Origin of the sequence: Amaricoccus sp. W119 (genome assembly GCF_047275745.1) — a bacterium.
Taxonomy (GTDB): Bacteria; Pseudomonadota; Alphaproteobacteria; order Rhodobacterales; family Rhodobacteraceae; genus Amaricoccus.
In genome coordinates this window covers 1-14,510 of the sequence record NZ_JBKQWU010000072.1, presented here as the reverse complement: position 1 = coordinate 14,510, position 14,510 = coordinate 1, and the positions used below count along the sequence as shown (strand labels likewise).

General features: G+C 69.6%; 15 protein-coding genes and 2 pseudogenes. 4 read left to right on the top strand and 13 right to left on the bottom strand.

Features of this window, described 5'->3' with window-relative positions; all coding sequences use genetic code 11:
• Positions 1–114: 114 nt before the first annotated feature.
• A pseudogene (locus ACLJK8_RS19955) lies at positions 115–357 on the top strand (type II toxin-antitoxin system RelE/ParE family toxin); the annotation flags it as partial.
• 119 nt (positions 358–476) lie between these two features.
• On the opposite strand, the gene ACLJK8_RS19950 reads toward ACLJK8_RS19955, so the two are convergent.
• From ACLJK8_RS19950 to ACLJK8_RS19890, 13 genes are all read right to left on the bottom strand, one after another.
• A complete protein-coding gene (locus ACLJK8_RS19950) occupies positions 477–1,505 on the bottom strand; it encodes an ATPase, T2SS/T4P/T4SS family (protein ID WP_413152111.1) in 1,029 nt (342 codons plus the stop codon).
• A 50-nt stretch (positions 1,506–1,555) separates the two neighbouring features.
• Positions 1,556–2,896 (bottom strand): TrbI/VirB10 family protein, encoded by a 1,341-nt coding sequence (locus tag ACLJK8_RS19945; RefSeq protein ID WP_413152110.1) that lies wholly within the window; start codon positions 2,894–2,896, stop codon positions 1,556–1,558.
• Entirely contained in the window at positions 2,893–3,741 is an 849-nt protein-coding gene (locus ACLJK8_RS19940) for a TrbG/VirB9 family P-type conjugative transfer protein (protein ID WP_413152109.1), read from the bottom strand. Before ACLJK8_RS19940 ends, ACLJK8_RS19945 begins: the two co-directional genes overlap by 4 nt.
• A 6-nt stretch (positions 3,742–3,747) precedes the next feature.
• The gene (locus ACLJK8_RS19935; protein WP_413152107.1) at positions 3,748–4,539 is read right to left on the bottom strand and encodes a virB8 family protein; all 792 of its coding nucleotides are present in this window, start codon (positions 4,537–4,539) and stop codon (positions 3,748–3,750) included.
• Positions 4,540–4,613: 74 nt separating this feature from the next.
• Complete coding sequence (locus ACLJK8_RS19930; protein ID WP_413152106.1) at positions 4,614–5,825, bottom strand: type IV secretion system protein; 1,212 nt, start codon at positions 5,823–5,825, stop codon at positions 4,614–4,616.
• A gap of 14 nt (positions 5,826–5,839) precedes the next feature.
• Positions 5,840–6,253 (bottom strand): hypothetical protein, encoded by a 414-nt coding sequence (locus ACLJK8_RS19925; protein WP_413152105.1) that lies wholly within the window; start codon positions 6,251–6,253, stop codon positions 5,840–5,842.
• Positions 6,250–6,978 (bottom strand): type IV secretion system protein, encoded by a 729-nt coding sequence (locus ACLJK8_RS19920; protein ID WP_413152104.1) that lies wholly within the window; start codon positions 6,976–6,978, stop codon positions 6,250–6,252. The genes ACLJK8_RS19925 and ACLJK8_RS19920 overlap by 4 nt, the downstream gene beginning before the upstream one ends.
• Entirely contained in the window at positions 6,975–7,124 is a 150-nt protein-coding gene (locus ACLJK8_RS19915) for a hypothetical protein (RefSeq protein ID WP_413152102.1), read from the bottom strand. Before ACLJK8_RS19915 ends, ACLJK8_RS19920 begins: the two co-directional genes overlap by 4 nt.
• Complete coding sequence (locus tag ACLJK8_RS19910; protein ID WP_413152101.1) at positions 7,124–9,484, bottom strand: hypothetical protein; 2,361 nt, start codon at positions 9,482–9,484, stop codon at positions 7,124–7,126. The genes ACLJK8_RS19915 and ACLJK8_RS19910 overlap by 1 nt, the downstream gene beginning before the upstream one ends.
• A complete protein-coding gene (locus tag ACLJK8_RS19905) occupies positions 9,477–9,767 on the bottom strand; it encodes a VirB3 family type IV secretion system protein (protein ID WP_413152100.1) in 291 nt (96 codons plus the stop codon). The genes ACLJK8_RS19910 and ACLJK8_RS19905 overlap by 8 nt, the downstream gene beginning before the upstream one ends.
• Positions 9,764–10,099, bottom strand: coding sequence for a TrbC/VirB2 family protein (locus ACLJK8_RS19900; RefSeq protein WP_413152098.1), 336 nt, complete (start codon positions 10,097–10,099; stop codon positions 9,764–9,766). Before ACLJK8_RS19900 ends, ACLJK8_RS19905 begins: the two co-directional genes overlap by 4 nt.
• On the bottom strand, positions 10,087–11,079 hold the full coding sequence (locus tag ACLJK8_RS19895) for a lytic transglycosylase domain-containing protein (RefSeq protein WP_413152096.1): 993 nt from the start codon (positions 11,077–11,079) through the stop codon (positions 10,087–10,089). Before ACLJK8_RS19895 ends, ACLJK8_RS19900 begins: the two co-directional genes overlap by 13 nt.
• 384 nt (positions 11,080–11,463) lie before the next feature.
• Positions 11,464–11,751 (bottom strand): hypothetical protein, encoded by a 288-nt coding sequence (locus tag ACLJK8_RS19890; RefSeq protein ID WP_413152095.1) that lies wholly within the window; start codon positions 11,749–11,751, stop codon positions 11,464–11,466.
• A 472-nt stretch (positions 11,752–12,223) separates the two neighbouring features.
• Between ACLJK8_RS19890 and ACLJK8_RS19885 the strand changes: the two are divergent.
• The 3 genes and pseudogenes from ACLJK8_RS19885 to ACLJK8_RS19875 all read left to right on the top strand — a co-directional run.
• A pseudogene (locus ACLJK8_RS19885) lies at positions 12,224–12,637 on the top strand (helix-turn-helix domain-containing protein); the annotation flags it as partial.
• Between the two features lie 340 nt (positions 12,638–12,977).
• Positions 12,978–13,289: a replication initiation protein RepC gene (repC, locus tag ACLJK8_RS19880; RefSeq protein WP_413152113.1), complete on the top strand. Its 312-nt coding sequence runs from the start codon at positions 12,978–12,980 to the stop codon at positions 13,287–13,289.
• Positions 13,262–14,461, top strand: coding sequence for a hypothetical protein (locus ACLJK8_RS19875; protein ID WP_413152114.1), 1,200 nt, complete (start codon positions 13,262–13,264; stop codon positions 14,459–14,461). Before repC ends, ACLJK8_RS19875 begins: the two co-directional genes overlap by 28 nt.
• Positions 14,462–14,510 lie beyond the last annotated feature (49 nt).

Sequence of the window (14,510 nt, the reverse complement as noted above, 5' to 3'; positions counted from 1 at the left end):
GGCCGAGGCCTCCGTCGCGCCAGGTTTCACGTCGCTCTTGTCGTCCATGCTCTACCCCCGTTCCTCGGGAAAGTAGCGCTCGACGCTGTCTCAAGAAACCGTGCCCCGGCCCAGGGTGAGCAACAGGCCGAGAGCTACATCTCCGGCCTGTTCGCAGCCTTCGACAAGATCGCCGCCCGCGGCGTTGCATCGAGGCCCGTTCCGGCGGAGTTCGGCGTCGATGGGTTCTTCTTCCGATACGAGCGCAATTTCGTCTACTGGCGCCATCTTTCGAACGGCGACATCGGTATCGTGACCGTCCTCCATGAGCGCATGCACCAGATCGACCGCTTCCGGGATGACTTCGCACCCGGCTGATCGCGTGGACGGCGACAGCTGTCGGATCAAGGCGCGATTTCGTCTGATCCTCCAGGCGCGCGCGGCGAGACAGCCGCGATCGACGCGAGCAGCGCCGAATGAACCTCCGCTCGCGATGATCATGCGCCTTCCGGCGCCCGCGACATGCCGGATGCACCCTCGAGCGCGGGCAGGAACACCTCGAGCACGCCACGCCTTCCATCGCGACGGCCGACCTGGACGATGAGATCGAGGGTGCGGGTGGCGTAGTCGAGCACATCGGCGCGGGTCTGGCCGGCGCCGGCGCGCATCACCATGAGGGCGAGGCGTTCGAGCGCGAGCACCGGGCTGTCGGCGTGGATGGTCGAGATCGAGCCGGGATGGCCGGTGTTGATCGCCTCGAGGAAGGCGAGCGCCTCGGGCCCGCGCATCTCGCCGAGGATGAGCCGGTCGGGCCGCATCCGGAGCGCGGAGACCAGCAGCTGCGCCGGCGAGCGCTCGGAGTCGCCGAGGCGCTCGGCGATCAGCGCGACGGCGTTCTCGTGTGGCGGATGCAGTTCGCGGGCGTCCTCGATGGTGACGAGGCGCTCGGCGGGATCGGCGCGGGCGAGCAGCGCGCGGGCGACCGTGGTCTTGCCCGAGGAGGTTCCGCCCGAGATCAGGATGTTCATCCGCTCGGCGATGGCGCGATCGAAGAGCTCGGCGAGCCGGCCTTCGCGCGCGAGCCGGGCGATGCCGGCGAGCCGCGCGCGGCGCTCGCCCTCGACGCTGACCTGGCGGCCGGCGAGAAAGCCGATCTCCTTGAGATCGAGCACGCGGGCGACGTATTTGCGGATCGAGAGCGCGGCGCCGTCCTCGACCGCCGGCGGCACCACGACCTGGACGCGGAGCGCCTGGCCGAAGGCGCGGAGGCTGCCGGAAACCAGCGGATGCCTCGGCCCGATCCGGTTGCCGGTCTCGCCGGCGAGATGATCGGCGAGCCGGCGCAGCCGCTCGGGGGCGAAGCGGTGACCGGTTTCCACCATGTGCTCGGCCTCGGCGCGCTCGATCCAGACCGCGCCGTCGGGGTTCACCACGACCTCATTGACCGCGTCCGAGACGAGCAGCTCGCGCAGTTCGCGCAGCTCGTGCTCGGCATGGCTCGCCGAGGCGAGACCGGTCGGGGTCAAGGACGAGGTCGAGGCGTGGGAGCGGGGTTGGGCGGGGGGCTTATCAAGCACTAGAATACGACATCCCGGTTTACGAAAATGGTGAGCCGGTCGCCCTGCCCAACGTTGATCGTCGGCGCGATCCGGAGATAGGCGTCGAGTGCGCCGCTCGAGGCCGCGCGCAGATCGTCGCCGATATCCTCGATCGCATCGGCGGCGTCGCCGTCGGTCTTGTCGTCGATGATCACCTGGGGCGCGAGGCCGAAGACCGAGATCAGCGCCGCCGAGCCGAAGCGCTCCCAGAAATGCGTGTCGACCTGACCGGGCTGGCCGGAGCGCCCGAGCGCGTCGGCGCCGAGCCCGCCGAGCGCGACGCTGGTGCCCTCGGGGGTGATCGCCCGGGTCCAGGCGATGAGCGCGCGGCGCTGCGCGATCCGGACCTCGGAATTGTAGCTGCCGATCAGCCGGGTGCCGCGTGGCAGCAGCGTGGCGGAGCCATCGTAGGAAAGCACGTCCTCGCTCAGGACCGCGCGAACCGCGCCGGGCAGGTCGGTCGAGAGCGCGGTCTCGAGCACGGCTTCGAGGATGGTGCCCTGGACGATCATCCGGGCGGGATCGGCGAGCGCGGTGGCGCGCGCCGTCTCGACGCCGCCGGCGCCGGCCGAGGCGAGGAAGGCCTGGTCGCCCGAGCGCCGTCCGCCGCCGCCCGCCGCGCCGCCGCCCGGAGCCCCGCCGGCGGCGCCGTCGAGCACGAGGCCGCGCGATTTCACCTGCGCCGCCTCGATCTCCGCCGCTCGCGCAAGCTCGGCCTGCTCTTGCTTGGCGCCCGGGTCGATGCCGGCGGTGACCGGCTGCTGGCGCGACAGAAGCTGACGGGTGACATCGGCGCGGATCGCGGCGGCGTTGGCATCCAGCATCGACTGCAGCTCAGCGCGCGAGGGTCCGGCCTCGCGGCCCCGCAGCGCGGCGAGCTCGCTCTCGAGCGCGGCGAGCCGGGCCGCGTCGGCCTCGCTCAGCCCGGCGCGCGGCGGGGTGCGCGCCGGGATCGCGGTCTCGAGCGGCGGTGGTGCTGTGGGCGCCGCGGCGCGCGGGATCTCGGTCGAGATGCCGAGGCCCGGCGGGGTCTCGCGCTGCATCTTCTCGGCCTGCGAGGTGCCGAGCCCGAGCAGGCCTTGTACCGGGCCGGGCGCGAAGGCCCAGACCACCGCTCCGGCGAAGAGCACCGCGAAGCCGGCGCATGCGACGAGGCGCGGCGCCCGGCCACGCGGCCTGGACCCGACGCGCGCGCTGATCCGGTCGAGCCGCTCCATCTGGTCGGCCTTATCGAGGCCGCCGCCACGGAGGTCCGCTCGCTCGGGCTTCTCCGGGTCGCATCCCCCCGGGTCGGGTCGCTCGTCGCGCGGGTCGGTCATTTCGGGAGGCCTCGCGGCTGCGTGGAGGCGGAGGCGGAGGCGGAAACACGGGCGTTGGCGAGCGCGCTCTTCGGCATCACCGGCGCGCGGCCGCCGGGCACGGTGGCGATGACGCGGGCATGCGCGACGCAAAGCTCCTCGTCACCGATCCGGAGCGTCCAGCGATCCGAGGTGCCCATGATCACCGCGCCGTTTTCGAGCGCGCGGGTGTTGACGATGCTCTCGCGGCCCTGGGCATCGACCTTGAAGATCGCCGGCCGGGGTGTATCGGGAGCGAAGAGGAAGGTGGTGGTTCGGCCGTCGTTCCAGACCGAGACCGGCCGGAACGCCGCCTTCGGCCCCGCGACATAGTAGTTCGGATCGCGCGCGCGACCGGCCTCGGCGGTCCGCCGCGCCGCCTTGGCCCGATCCTGTTCGGGGTATCGGAAACCGATGCGGTAGTTGAGGCTCGCCGAGCCGGCGCTCGCCGGCACCGCGCGGAGCTCGAAGGTATAGCTGCGCTGGCCGGTATAGACCGTCATGTTGGTGCGCGCGCCCGCGATCAGCGGCTTGATCGCGAGCACGTCGCCCTGCTGGAGCCGGATCACCTCCCAGCTCTCGCTGTCACCCATCAGCACCGAGTCGACGCTCTCGCCCGGGGCGAATTCGATCGAGGTGATGATCTTCATCGCCACGTCGAGCCGGTACACCGTGGTGGCTGAGTAGGTATAGGCCTTGATCCGGGGATCGGCGCCGATCGAGCGCGGCCCGGTCTCGGCGAGAGCGGTGACCCCGAGCGTGGGCAAAAGCACGATGAAGGCGGCGAGCAGCGAGGCGGCGCGGGACGGGGAGGGCAGGGGGCGCATGATGTCTTACTTTCCGGGTGCGTCGAGCGTCTCGGCGTCGACACGGTAGCTCGTGACGGTGAAGCCGAGCGGGTTCTGCCAGACCGCCTCGAGCGTGCGCTCGGTTCGCGGCCGGAAGGCGAAGCCGACGGTGGCGACGAAGGCGCGGGTGACCGGGGACAGGCCGGGCTGCTCGAGCTTGCGCGTGAAGCGGATCTGCGCGGTGGCGTCATTGAGCACCGTGACCGAGCGCACGACGACGCGGATCAGCGTCTCGGCGCCGTAGAGCGCCGGCGGATACTGCTCGGCGCCGCTGCTCCAGAGCGCGCGCAAGCTCTCCGCCGCCTGGCCTTCCGAGCTCGCGAGCACCTCCGGAATCCGGCTGGCGTTGTCGGCGTTATCGTAGGTCTCGCGCTCGGTGACGTAGCGCACCAGTTCGGCCTGACGCACCGCGTCGCGCTCGGCGAGATCGCCGGGCAGGGTGGAGACGACGAGCTCGGACTGGCCGGTGGCGCGGTCGACCATCACGACATAGGGCCGCACCTCCTTCAAGGGCAGCGCGAGCAGGAGCGCGGCGGTGGCGCAGGCGGCGATGGCGATCGAAGTTCCAGCCATCCAGCTCATCAGCGTGGCGCGGCGGCGCAGGCCGAAGAACACCTCGTCCTCGAAACGGTGGATCGGATCGGCCTGGCTCGGCATCAAGGGGACTCCTTTCCNGATCGAAGTTCCAGCCATCCAGCTCATCAGCGTGGCGCGGCGGCGCAGGCCGAAGAACACCTCGTCCTCGAAACGGTGGATCGGATCGGCCTGGCTCGGCATCAAGGGGACTCCTTTCCCGGGCCGCGCGGCTCGGAGGGCGTCGCGCGGTGGATAGCGTACAGGTGGTGGGGCGGTCAGGGCTTCGAGGTCGGGGTCGAGGAGCCGGCTCCGGCTCCGGAGCTGGTCCCGGTCCCGGTTGGCGACGGCGGCGGGGGCGCGGCGGCGGCGGCCCGCGCCGCCCGGGCGCGGCTGTCGCGGACGTACTGCATCATCGCGGCCTGTCCGGCCTCGACCTCGCCGCCCATCGTCGATTGCTTGCCCAAGCTGGCGAGGCGCTGCTGATAGCGCTGCTTGCCGATCTGGCCCGCCTGGTAGCTCGCGATCAGTTCCTGACCGAAGGCGGTGCCACGCTGGCCGGCCGGCGCGGCGGCGCCGGCGCGCGCCGCCTCGGCCGTGGCCGCGACCATCGGCTTGCCGGCGCGATAGGCGGCGGCGCCGAGCCCGCCCGTCGCCACCGCCCCGGCCGCCATCATCGAGGCCTCGCGCACCCCGCTCGCGGTCGCGACCACGGTGCCGGCGAGCCCGTTCACCATGCTCGGCACCTGGCTCATCAGGAAGATCGCCGCCATCGCGACGATCAGGAAACCGGCGGCGTCGGTCAGGGTGGAGGCCGTATCAACACTCAGCAAGAGATCCTCGCCGATCCTGACGATCGCTCCCATGACGCCAGCGAGAACGAGGGGGATCATCGCAAACCCCAGGGTGAACTTCGCCCAAGAGGAGAAAAGGTCGCTGGTCGCCTTGAACAGCAGGGTGCCGATGAACACCGGCGCGAGTGAGATCGCCATTGCAAGGCCGATCTTGGCGATCGCCGAGACCACGATGGCGACGCAGGCCATCAGCGCGCCCACGACCGCGAGCAGGACCGAAAGCAGGCTGATCGAGAAGTAGCCGCTCTCGTCGGCCGCGCGGTCCGAGAAATCGAAGATTGAGGTCACCATCTCATCCAGCGCCTCATTCAAGGTGACGTCCCCGGAGGCGTCGAGTAGCCGAGCGCCGATCGACCCGGGCACATTGGTAAGGATGTCGTAGATAGGCTCGAACTGCGCCCAGCTGGTCGCAATCGCGAGCACCATCACGTAGCGCATGCCCCATTTGGCAAAGTCGGTGGCCCGGATCGGTGTCCACTGAAAAACGACGTTGGCGCCGAGGAAGGCGATGGCGACGATGCCGGCAAGTCGGATCGTCGTGGTGACCGCTCCGCCAAAGTCGACGAACACTGTCTCAGCGTAGGCGGCTACGGTCGCATCGACCATCGCCAGCGTATCAACGATGAAGGTCGCCATGCCTCATACTTCCTTCACTTGATGGCGCCGACCGAGCGGCAGTAGGCCATGGCCTCGCGCAGGCCGTTTCCTTTGCGCTTCTCGTCACGCACTGCCGCGGCGAGGCTTTCGTTCGAGCGCCCGAAGTAGTCCTTCGGCACACTCGCCAGGATGGCTGGCCAGTCGCGGCGGCCATTCATGCAGGAGATGTCGTAGGGACGACCGTCGGCGTATGCTTGGCACTGCTCGGTCGCATTCCGTGCTTCCCACCGGACCAGGTATTGATTGACGATGCTCTGGAGGGCAGAACTTCCGTCGACCTGCTCCATCACCTCCATGATCGGCGGCCGGTCGCAGTGAAAGGACCCGCCGACGGCGAAGGCCGGCGCAGTGCCGACCAGGCTCAGCGCGACCGTGACCCCCATGCTTGCAGTGGCGATCGTCTTCATCGGGTCTCTCCTTCTCCGACGCCGCGCATGAATTCGCGCGAGGCCATTTCCTGGCGGGTGTGGAACAGCGACTGCGCTCCTTCGGCGTTGGCCTGGGCGGCGAGCACGCGCAGCAGTTCGTTGGTCATCTGGATCTGCTCGATCTGGACGCGGGTGTTGAAATCGATCGCGGCCTTCACGTCGGTGTTGGCGTCGATGCGGGGGACGAGCGCGGTGACGCGCGCCATCGCCTCGTTGGCGCGGGCGTAGGAATCCTCGCCCGTCGCCATCGCCGCGAGCGAGGAGCCGCCGAGGGTGGCGAGCGAGCGGTACTGCGCGAGATCCGAGGACGCGAAATCCCCGAGCCCGCCAAGATCGAAGTTCGCCTTGATCCGGTTGATCGAGGCGACGATGCGGGTGGTGTTGCCGAGGATGTCGCGGCCGGTCGCAGCACCCTCGACGAGATCAGGGAAACTGTCGGCGGCGCCGCGTGCCGCGACGTCGCTCGCGGAATTCATGAGGACGCTCATGCCGCGCGGGCCGGTCAGCGCGTTGATCTGCGCTTGAGCGCGCTCGATCATCTCGACGCCCTGGCGCACCTGCTCGATCGCCTGCGCGACGTTCGAGGCGTCGAAGACGGGTACGCCCTGCGCCGAGGCGGGTCCGGAGATCGGCAGCGTGCCGACCAGCGTCGCGAGGACGGCGGCGGCACGGACCGCCGTTCCAAGATTTCTTCGCCGCGTCATACGACCGCGAGCTCCGCCGTGCTGACCGGGGTCCAGTCGCAGACGCACGGGCTGGTCTTCTCGGTATAGCTGGCGCAGCCGGCGAGAACGATCGCGGCGACCGCGAGGGTGAGCGCGGGGATGAAGAAGAGTTTGAGCCGGGGCATCAGAGAAGTTCCTTCCAGAAGTCGGGCCGGTCGCGCCAGCCCTCGGGTAGCCAATCGCCGCCCGAGCCGCCGCCGAGCACCCTGGCGAGGGGGCCGAGGGTTGCGAGGTTCATGTCGGCGATGACGCTGATGTCGCCGGAGCGAATGAGCGCGAGCCGGCTCTCGAGCGCGCTGGCGCAGGCGAAGCTGAGCTCGCGGTCGGTGAGCCCGAGGGGCGCGAGCTCCTCGGCGGTGTTGCGCGCGTTCGGATAGAGGATGGTGGTGGCGGCGGACTCAAAGATCGAGCCGCCGGCGCGGCTCTCGCGGATATGCGCGACGCGCTGGGTCAGGAGCACGACAGCGACGTTCTTCTTGCGCATCGTCAGCATCCAGTCCTTCAGCCGCCGCTCGAAATATTCGTCGTCGAGCAGCTTCCAGGCCTCGTCGAGCACGATGAGTGTCGGTCGGCCGTCCTCGACCAGCCGCTCGATGCGGCGGAACACGTAGGAGAGCCAGGCGGTGCGAACGGCGGGCGTGTCGAAGATCTCCGAAAGATCGAAGCCGGTGACGCTGGCGTCGAAGCCGAGCGTATCGCGGCCGTCGCCGGCGAAGAGCCAGCCGAAGGCGCCCTCGGCGTCCCATTCGCCCATGCGCTCGAAGAGCGCGCCCTCGTCGTCGACGGCGCGGAACTGGCGGCGGAAGGCGCGCAAGCCCCGCAAGGTTGGATCGGTCTCGGCGTTGACGCGGACCGCCTGCGCGAGCGCCTGGGCTTGGGTCGCGCTGAGCGGACCCTCGCGGGAGAGCAGCGCCGAGAGCCAGTCGGTGAGCCAGGCCTGGCCGCGCTCGTCGGTCTCGGCGGCGAAGGGATTAAAGCCGGTCGCCTCGCCGAGCCGCACGGCGGAATAACTCCCGCCCATGGCGCGCAGCGGTGTCTCGAGGCCGCGGTCCTTGTCGAAGACGATGATCCGCGCCCCGGTCCGCCTTCCTTGAGCGATCAAAAAGGCGGTGCCGAGCGTCTTGCCCGAGCCGGTCCGGCCCAGCACCAGCGTATGGCCGACGCTCCGCTCGCCCGGACGGCCGCGCAGGTGGAAGCTCAGGCGGAAGGCGCCGCCGGCGGCGGTCGGCAGCGTGGTGATCGGCTGGCCCCAGGGCGTCTCGTGCGGTCCGAGCCCGCGCGGATCGGCGTGGAGCGCGGCGAGATGGGCGAAGTTCTTCGACGAGATCATCGCGGCGCGGGCCCGGAAGCCGTGGTTGCCCGGATGTTGCGCGAAATACCCCGCGCGGGCGCCGATCTCCTCGCGCACCATGACGCAGCCGGCCCGGCTCCCGGCGGCGCGGGTCTGGCTCGCCGCCGTGTCGAGCTCGGCCGGGCTCCGCGCGAAAAGCACGACGGTGGCATGATGCAGGCCGAAGGCGATCCGGCCGGAGGCAAGATCGTCGGCGGCGTCGATCAGCTGGGCGCGCAAGCTCGCCGCCGCGTCATCGGCCGCGCCCATCTGGCGCACGGTGCGCCGGATCCGCGCCAGCGCCTCGACCTGCTCGATCGGCGTGAAGCTGTGGGTGACGACGCTGTCGCAGTCGAGATCGAAGGTGTCGAAGATGCCCGGCGCCGTCGCGGGCGGATAGGCTTTGAGCGAGAACACCGCGCCGAAGCGCAGATCCTCGGTTGAGGCCCCCGGCACCACGAACTGGTCGCCCTCGAAGCGGACGCTCGTGCTCGCGACGAGATCGGCGAGCGGCCGGAAGCTCCTGCCCGCCGGCATCGGCTCGGCGCGGCCGGTGACGAGCGCGCCGAGCAATTCGAGCCAGCGCCCGCCCGAGAGCGTGAGGCGTTCGGGCCGGGTGACCGCGAGGGTCTCCATCAGGAAGGCCACCACCTCGTCGAGCCGCTCGATGCGGCGCGCGATCCGGTCGCGCTCGGCGCTGGCGCCGGGGCCGAACAGCTTCGCCGCGACGCCGACGAGCTTCGCCGGCCGCAGCGTCACGGTGACGAAGGAGCGGCGCTCGCGCAGCCGCATGCCGCCGAGCGCCGCCTGCCAGCGGCGGTCGACCTCGAAGCTGAACGGATCGGCGTGGAGCGGCGGCGCGAGATGTGGCTCGGCGCGGGTCGAGACCCGGTGCAGCGTGAAGCCGAGATCGAGGCTTGCCTGGGCGATCACCGACTGCGCCGCCTCGGCGACGTCCGCGACCAGCGCGCTCTCGGCGGTGGCGGCACCCAGCCCCGCCACCGCGAAGCTCGCCATCAGCTCGCCGTCGCGCAGCATCAGCACGTCGTCGCGCAAGGCCGTGACATAAGGCAGGTGCGCGGCGAGGCTGACGTCCTCGCCGATGTCGCGCGGCTCGAGCCGGCGGCGGCCGAGACTGCGGACCGCGTCAAGCACGATAGGTGATCCCCTTGCCCTTGAACCAGGCGGCGGGCAGCGGCGTCTTCGTGAGGCTGGTGAAGATCACGTCGAAGATGCGCGCGTCCCAGGCGGCGAGCGCGCGCAGGCCGGCGTAGCCGAGGATCGCGCTCACGCCGAACCAGAGGAACGACAGCGTGGCGATGAAGCCGCCGAGCACCGTCATGCCGAGCACGATGACATAGGTGAGCGGCAGCCCCATCAGCGCCACCGGCCGGGTCAGCGCCTGGAAGCAGGGCGTCGGGAACCCGAGGCTCGTCACGCGAAGCCGCCGAGGATCGTCGCCGAGCCGAACAGGATGACGAGGCCGACGCAGATCGAGACCGCGAGCCCGAGGTTCATCCGGCCGAACAGGAAGGCGATGCCGACGGCGGCGAGGGCGACGAGCCCGATCGCGCGGCCCGTCGTGCCCGTAAGCGCGGTCCCGAGCGTGGTGAAGAAGGTGTCGATCGGCGACAGGTCCTGAGCCCGGGCGGGCGCGGCGAGCAGCGCCGCGAGACCGGCGCCGACGATCGCCTGGGGAGAGAAGCGCCGGGCGAGGTGAGACACGCGACGAGACACGGTGGCGCGGGCGGAGGGGGTCAGTTTGGCCATTCGAGGACGGTTCCTTGTCGGGGTTGTGAAAAGGGTGTGTCGGCGCGTTCAGGGAAGGATCCATCGGCGCGGGTGAGAAGGACGGGCTCATCGCCGGCGCGGGACGCGCGCGTGGGCTCCGGCGCATCGGAGGGCGCGTTGCGCGTCGATACCGTGGCGAAATTCTCGGTAGCGAGCCTGCCTTCCGTCTCGGTGGAGCCCGTGCGGGCGAGACCAGCGGCGGCGGTGATCCGGGCGATGTAGTCCCGGGTCTCGCGGAACGGCGGCACGCCGGCAGTGCGCGTCACGCGATGTGGCCCGGCATTGTAGGCGGCGAGCGCAAGATCGACGCGGCCGAAGATTTCGAGCTGGGCGGTGAGATAGCGAGCGGCGCCGTGCAGGTTCGCCAGCGGCTCGAAGGCGTCGGCGACGCCGAGCGCGGCCGCCGTCTCGGGCATCAGCTGGCCCAGGCCCCGCGCGCCCTTCGGCGACACCGCGTTCGGGTTGAAGCGCGACTCCTGGTCGATCAGCGCGGTGAAGAGCCGGGCGAAGGCGTCGGTGTCGAGCCCGGCGGCCACGACGCCCGGGTGGCCGGCGAAGGCGCGCGCCACGCCCTCGGCCATCGGCCGGTAGATCGCCGCGAGGCGGCCCACGGCGCGTGGGAATGGCGTGCCCGGAAATTGTTCTACATCATAAGGTTTATTATCAGAACCATATCCTGACGGCGCCGGCTTTGTGAGCAGCGTCCCGTCCGTGTCAAACTCCCACACCTCGGAGTACGCCGGACCCGCTGACTGCGAGGCCAGGGTCGCGAGCAGGAACAAGCCCGAGCGGATGACCTCGGATCGCCGGCGGATCACAGGTTTGACCAAGCGCGGCCGATGATGGCGAACCGAACCGCCGAGCTCCGCCGGACCGGCTGGATCCAGAAGCCGACGATCAACGCCAGGCGCGGCATGCGCCGCGACGCGCCAGGACCCGGACAGCAAGCCGAGCGCCACGATCGAGACGAAACCGCCGGCGAGCGTCGCGACAGCGCCGCCGATCCAGATCCGCGGCGTCGCTACCAGCGCGGCGAGCGCGGCGGTCGCGATCAGGTCGAGCCTCGATGCCGTTCCGGGGAGACCGATGTCCCCGACACCGTTTCTCCGGACCCGGCCTCCGGCGCGTAGGAACGGGATGATCAGACCGCCCCGTCCAGCCGGGAACGCCCGAGAACGCGATATGCCGTCGCCGACACGGAGGATCGCAACGACCGCGCCCGGCTGTCGTGACCCGGATTCAACGGTGACGCCCTTCGATGCGATGGTGCCGCGAGTCGCGTGGACCGAGATCATGGCCGGCCGGTTCCACGGCCATCGGGAATCGGACCGGCCGACGCGGTCCTAATCTCCCGTGGTCGCGGGTATGACCGGCAGCTGAAGGTACTCTTCGTTCGGATAGAGCCCCATCCAATACGCGACCACGGCGTCGGCGGTGCGCAGGACCTTGTAGTGTCCGGTGTTGGACGAGGTGACGAGTTCGGTGGTGCCATCGGGGAAGGTCCCGAGAACCTCCCAGAACAATCGGCCCTTCTCGTCGCGGCGGGCGCGAAAGCGGATCTGGCCACCATCCTTTTCAACGAAAGTGCGCACATAGTTCGAGACAAGTCTTCGCTTCGTGTTCATGCCCATGCCCGAGTACCTCTGCGAGGCATATCCTTATCGGATCACGAGCACATTCCAACCTGTCCCTATGTACAGGCACGCCTCCATGTGAAACAGGCGTTTCACGCGATGACGCATTCATGTGATACGCATTACTCACGCGATAATGTACCGTCAACGAAAAAAATTACTCGCGTGAATCACATGAATCAGTTGCGTGTCAGTGCGCGCCGGGATTAGGTTCGCCGCCATGCCATGACATGGAGGCAGAGCAATCCGGGGTTGCGCGCGCCCCGATGTGACATCGCGCGAACCGACACCGATATCCCAGAAACGAACCCCCCGGAGGCGCGGAGCCACCGAGGGGGAGAAGTCCTGAGACCTGACGTTGACAGCGGGTTCCTAGGATCTCCCCCATGATCCTGCAAGAGAATTCGCTCAGCGACGATGGAACCCTTGCCTGATCCTGTCCGCGCCTGAACGACCGAGAGCGCAGTGCATGCCCGACTTCAAAGCCCTTCAAACCCCGATCGACGCGTCGATCTACTCGCGAGGAGATCTGTTTCGACTGCTCGACGACGCCGTGCTCGCCCTGGGCCTGGCCGACGCGGTCCAGCGCACCGCGCAGATCCTGATCCGGTGCATCCCCTCGGACGCGCCCGCGCCGATCAGCCCGATCCGGGTCCAGGAGCTCGCCGAGCAGCGCAACGTCGATCCCCGCACGGTGCGCGCGCATATCCGCCGCCTGATCGCCTTCGGGCTCGCCGAGGATACCTCGCTCGGTGGCGGGCATCGCTGCGTTCGACGCCGGGCCAAGCGCATCGTGGCGCTGCACGGCATCGATTTCACGCCGATGCTGATCCGCGCGGACAGGCTGCGCGCGGAGGCGGAGGCGATCCGGCTCGAGCAGGAGCAGCGCATCCGGCTCAGGGCGGAAATCTCGGCGCTGCGGCGACGCTTCAGGCTTCAGGCCGCCGCCGCGTGCTCGGAGCTGCTCGAGGCCTTCGCCACCCTGCCCCGGCGCTATGCGCATCTTCCCGGCACAACGCTGACGCTCCTCCGCGATCGCCTGCGGGCGCTGGTCGCGGCCTGCCTGCCGGTCGGGGATGAGGGGATGGGCCCGAATCCGTCCTCATCCGAGCCGCCGCGCCCGAAGCCATCCGACCAGTCGGAAGAATACCGCCGACCTGACCCCTCCGAAGAGAAAAGAAGTTCTGTCTGGCCAATCGCATTTCCCCGCGGCGCCCTGCCCCGTGCCTGGCACGCCCGAACCCGTACGCGGCGGCCAGTGGAACGGGACCGATCTCGTCGCGGCGGCCCGTGCGCGGTCGATCGCGCGCGGCGTGCCCGGATCGACCTGGGACGCGGCGCTCGCCACGCTGGGGCGGCGGAACGCGGTGCTGCTCACACTCGCGGCGGAGGCCGATCACATCCGCCGCCCGGCCGCCTGGATGCGCGCGCTCGTCACCCGCGCCGGCGACGGTCCGCTCGACCTCTCGGCCAATCTCCACTCCCTGATCTCACGAAGGATACCCGAATGCTCCGGCCCGTCATCCCGCTGTTAACCCTCGCCGCGCTGACGCTGCCCGGTCCTCTGGCGCGACCCGCCGCCGCGCAGGACGGGAGCTACGACCTGGACTGCGCGGTCATCCTCTGCATGGCCGGTGGTTTCCCGGCGGTCGCCGAATGCGACCGCGCCTACGGCTACATGATCGACCGGATCACCGATCATCCGCCGAAATCGCCGTTCGGCGTCTGCTCGATGGCGGATGGCACCGGCTACGCGGCCTATGAACTCGATTATGCGATCGGCTCGAGGCGGGCGCGAAACGCCTATTCCTGCCCGGCCGGGACCCGGCTTCATTTCGGGGCCGGTGGCATCGGGGAGCCCGCCATCGCCTTCTGCTACGAGAAAACGGTTCAGGTCATCCAGTCGAACGGTCTTTGCGTCGACAGCTATGGTGGTATCACATCCGCGACCTTCCGCCAGTTCCAGGCCGAGCTCACCGTCGAGCCTGGCACCGCGACGGAATGGATCGCGCCGGAAACCGTCGTCGAAACCGTGATCGCGCCGCCCGCGAGCTACGAGACGCCCTGCGGCGGAGGCGATATCGTGACCATCGTCGGCGGCGAGGAGGGAGGCCCCCCGGGCTTCGAAGGCTGTGTCCCGGCCTGGAGCCCACCCGCCACCGAATTCTGCGACTTCGCCTTCCCGCTCGCCCGGGCCAATCTGCGCGACTACGATCTCAGCGATCCCCGAACGGATCGCGTGAGCTGCGGTCCCGGACCGGATGGCGGCTCCGCGATGGCGGTGCGCCAATACGCCGGCACCGATGTCTCGGTGATGAGCATCGGCCGCCATGCCTTCCCCGACGCGATGAAGACCGCCGATGTCGTCCGCCTCTCGGCGGAGTTCTACATCCCCGCGAGTTATGACTGGACCTTCGCAGGCCGCCTGCCCCTCGGCATCAACGTCGGGCCCTGGACGTCCGGCGGCAAGACCGGCGATCGCCAGTCCGGCAGCAGCATCCGGCTTCATGTCTGGCCCGACAACGGCGGCACGCTTGGTATCTACAGCTACAATTTCGATCGCACCTCGAGCGGCGCGGTCGACAATGGCACCGTGAAGCAATGGGGCCAGGGCGTCGCCAAGGTGGTCCAGCGACTGCCCCGTCCTCCGCCCCAGGGTTTCTTGAGACATCCCAGACGGCTTAATTTGGGCCGACGGAGGTGTTGAGATGGGTGAGAATGAGCACGGAGGAGCTTCGAGCGCGGAGACCTCGGAT

What these genes read in the sequence shown, in the direction of transcription:
- ACLJK8_RS19925 (WP_413152105.1), bottom strand. Translation starts at nt 6,253, where the DNA reads ATGAAGACGATCGCCACTGCAAGCATGGGGGTCACGGTCGCGCTGAGC.
- ACLJK8_RS19930 (WP_413152106.1), bottom strand. Translation starts at nt 5,825, where the DNA reads ATGGCGACCTTCATCGTTGATACGCTGGCGATGGTCGATGCGACCGTA.
- ACLJK8_RS19945 (WP_413152110.1), bottom strand. Translation starts at nt 2,896, where the DNA reads ATGACCGACCCGCGCGACGAGCGACCCGACCCGGGGGGATGCGACCCG.
- ACLJK8_RS19890 (WP_413152095.1), bottom strand. Translation starts at nt 11,751, where the DNA reads ATGGGCATGAACACGAAGCGAAGACTTGTCTCGAACTATGTGCGCACT.
- ACLJK8_RS19915 (WP_413152102.1), bottom strand. Translation starts at nt 7,124, where the DNA reads ATGCCCCGGCTCAAACTCTTCTTCATCCCCGCGCTCACCCTCGCGGTC.
- ACLJK8_RS19875 (WP_413152114.1), top strand. Translation starts at nt 13,262, where the DNA reads ATGCTCCGGCCCGTCATCCCGCTGTTAACCCTCGCCGCGCTGACGCTG.
- ACLJK8_RS19940 (WP_413152109.1), bottom strand. Translation starts at nt 3,741, where the DNA reads ATGCGCCCCCTGCCCTCCCCGTCCCGCGCCGCCTCGCTGCTCGCCGCC.
- ACLJK8_RS19920 (WP_413152104.1), bottom strand. Translation starts at nt 6,978, where the DNA reads ATGACGCGGCGAAGAAATCTTGGAACGGCGGTCCGTGCCGCCGCCGTC.
- ACLJK8_RS19900 (WP_413152098.1), bottom strand. Translation starts at nt 10,099, where the DNA reads ATGGCCAAACTGACCCCCTCCGCCCGCGCCACCGTGTCTCGTCGCGTG.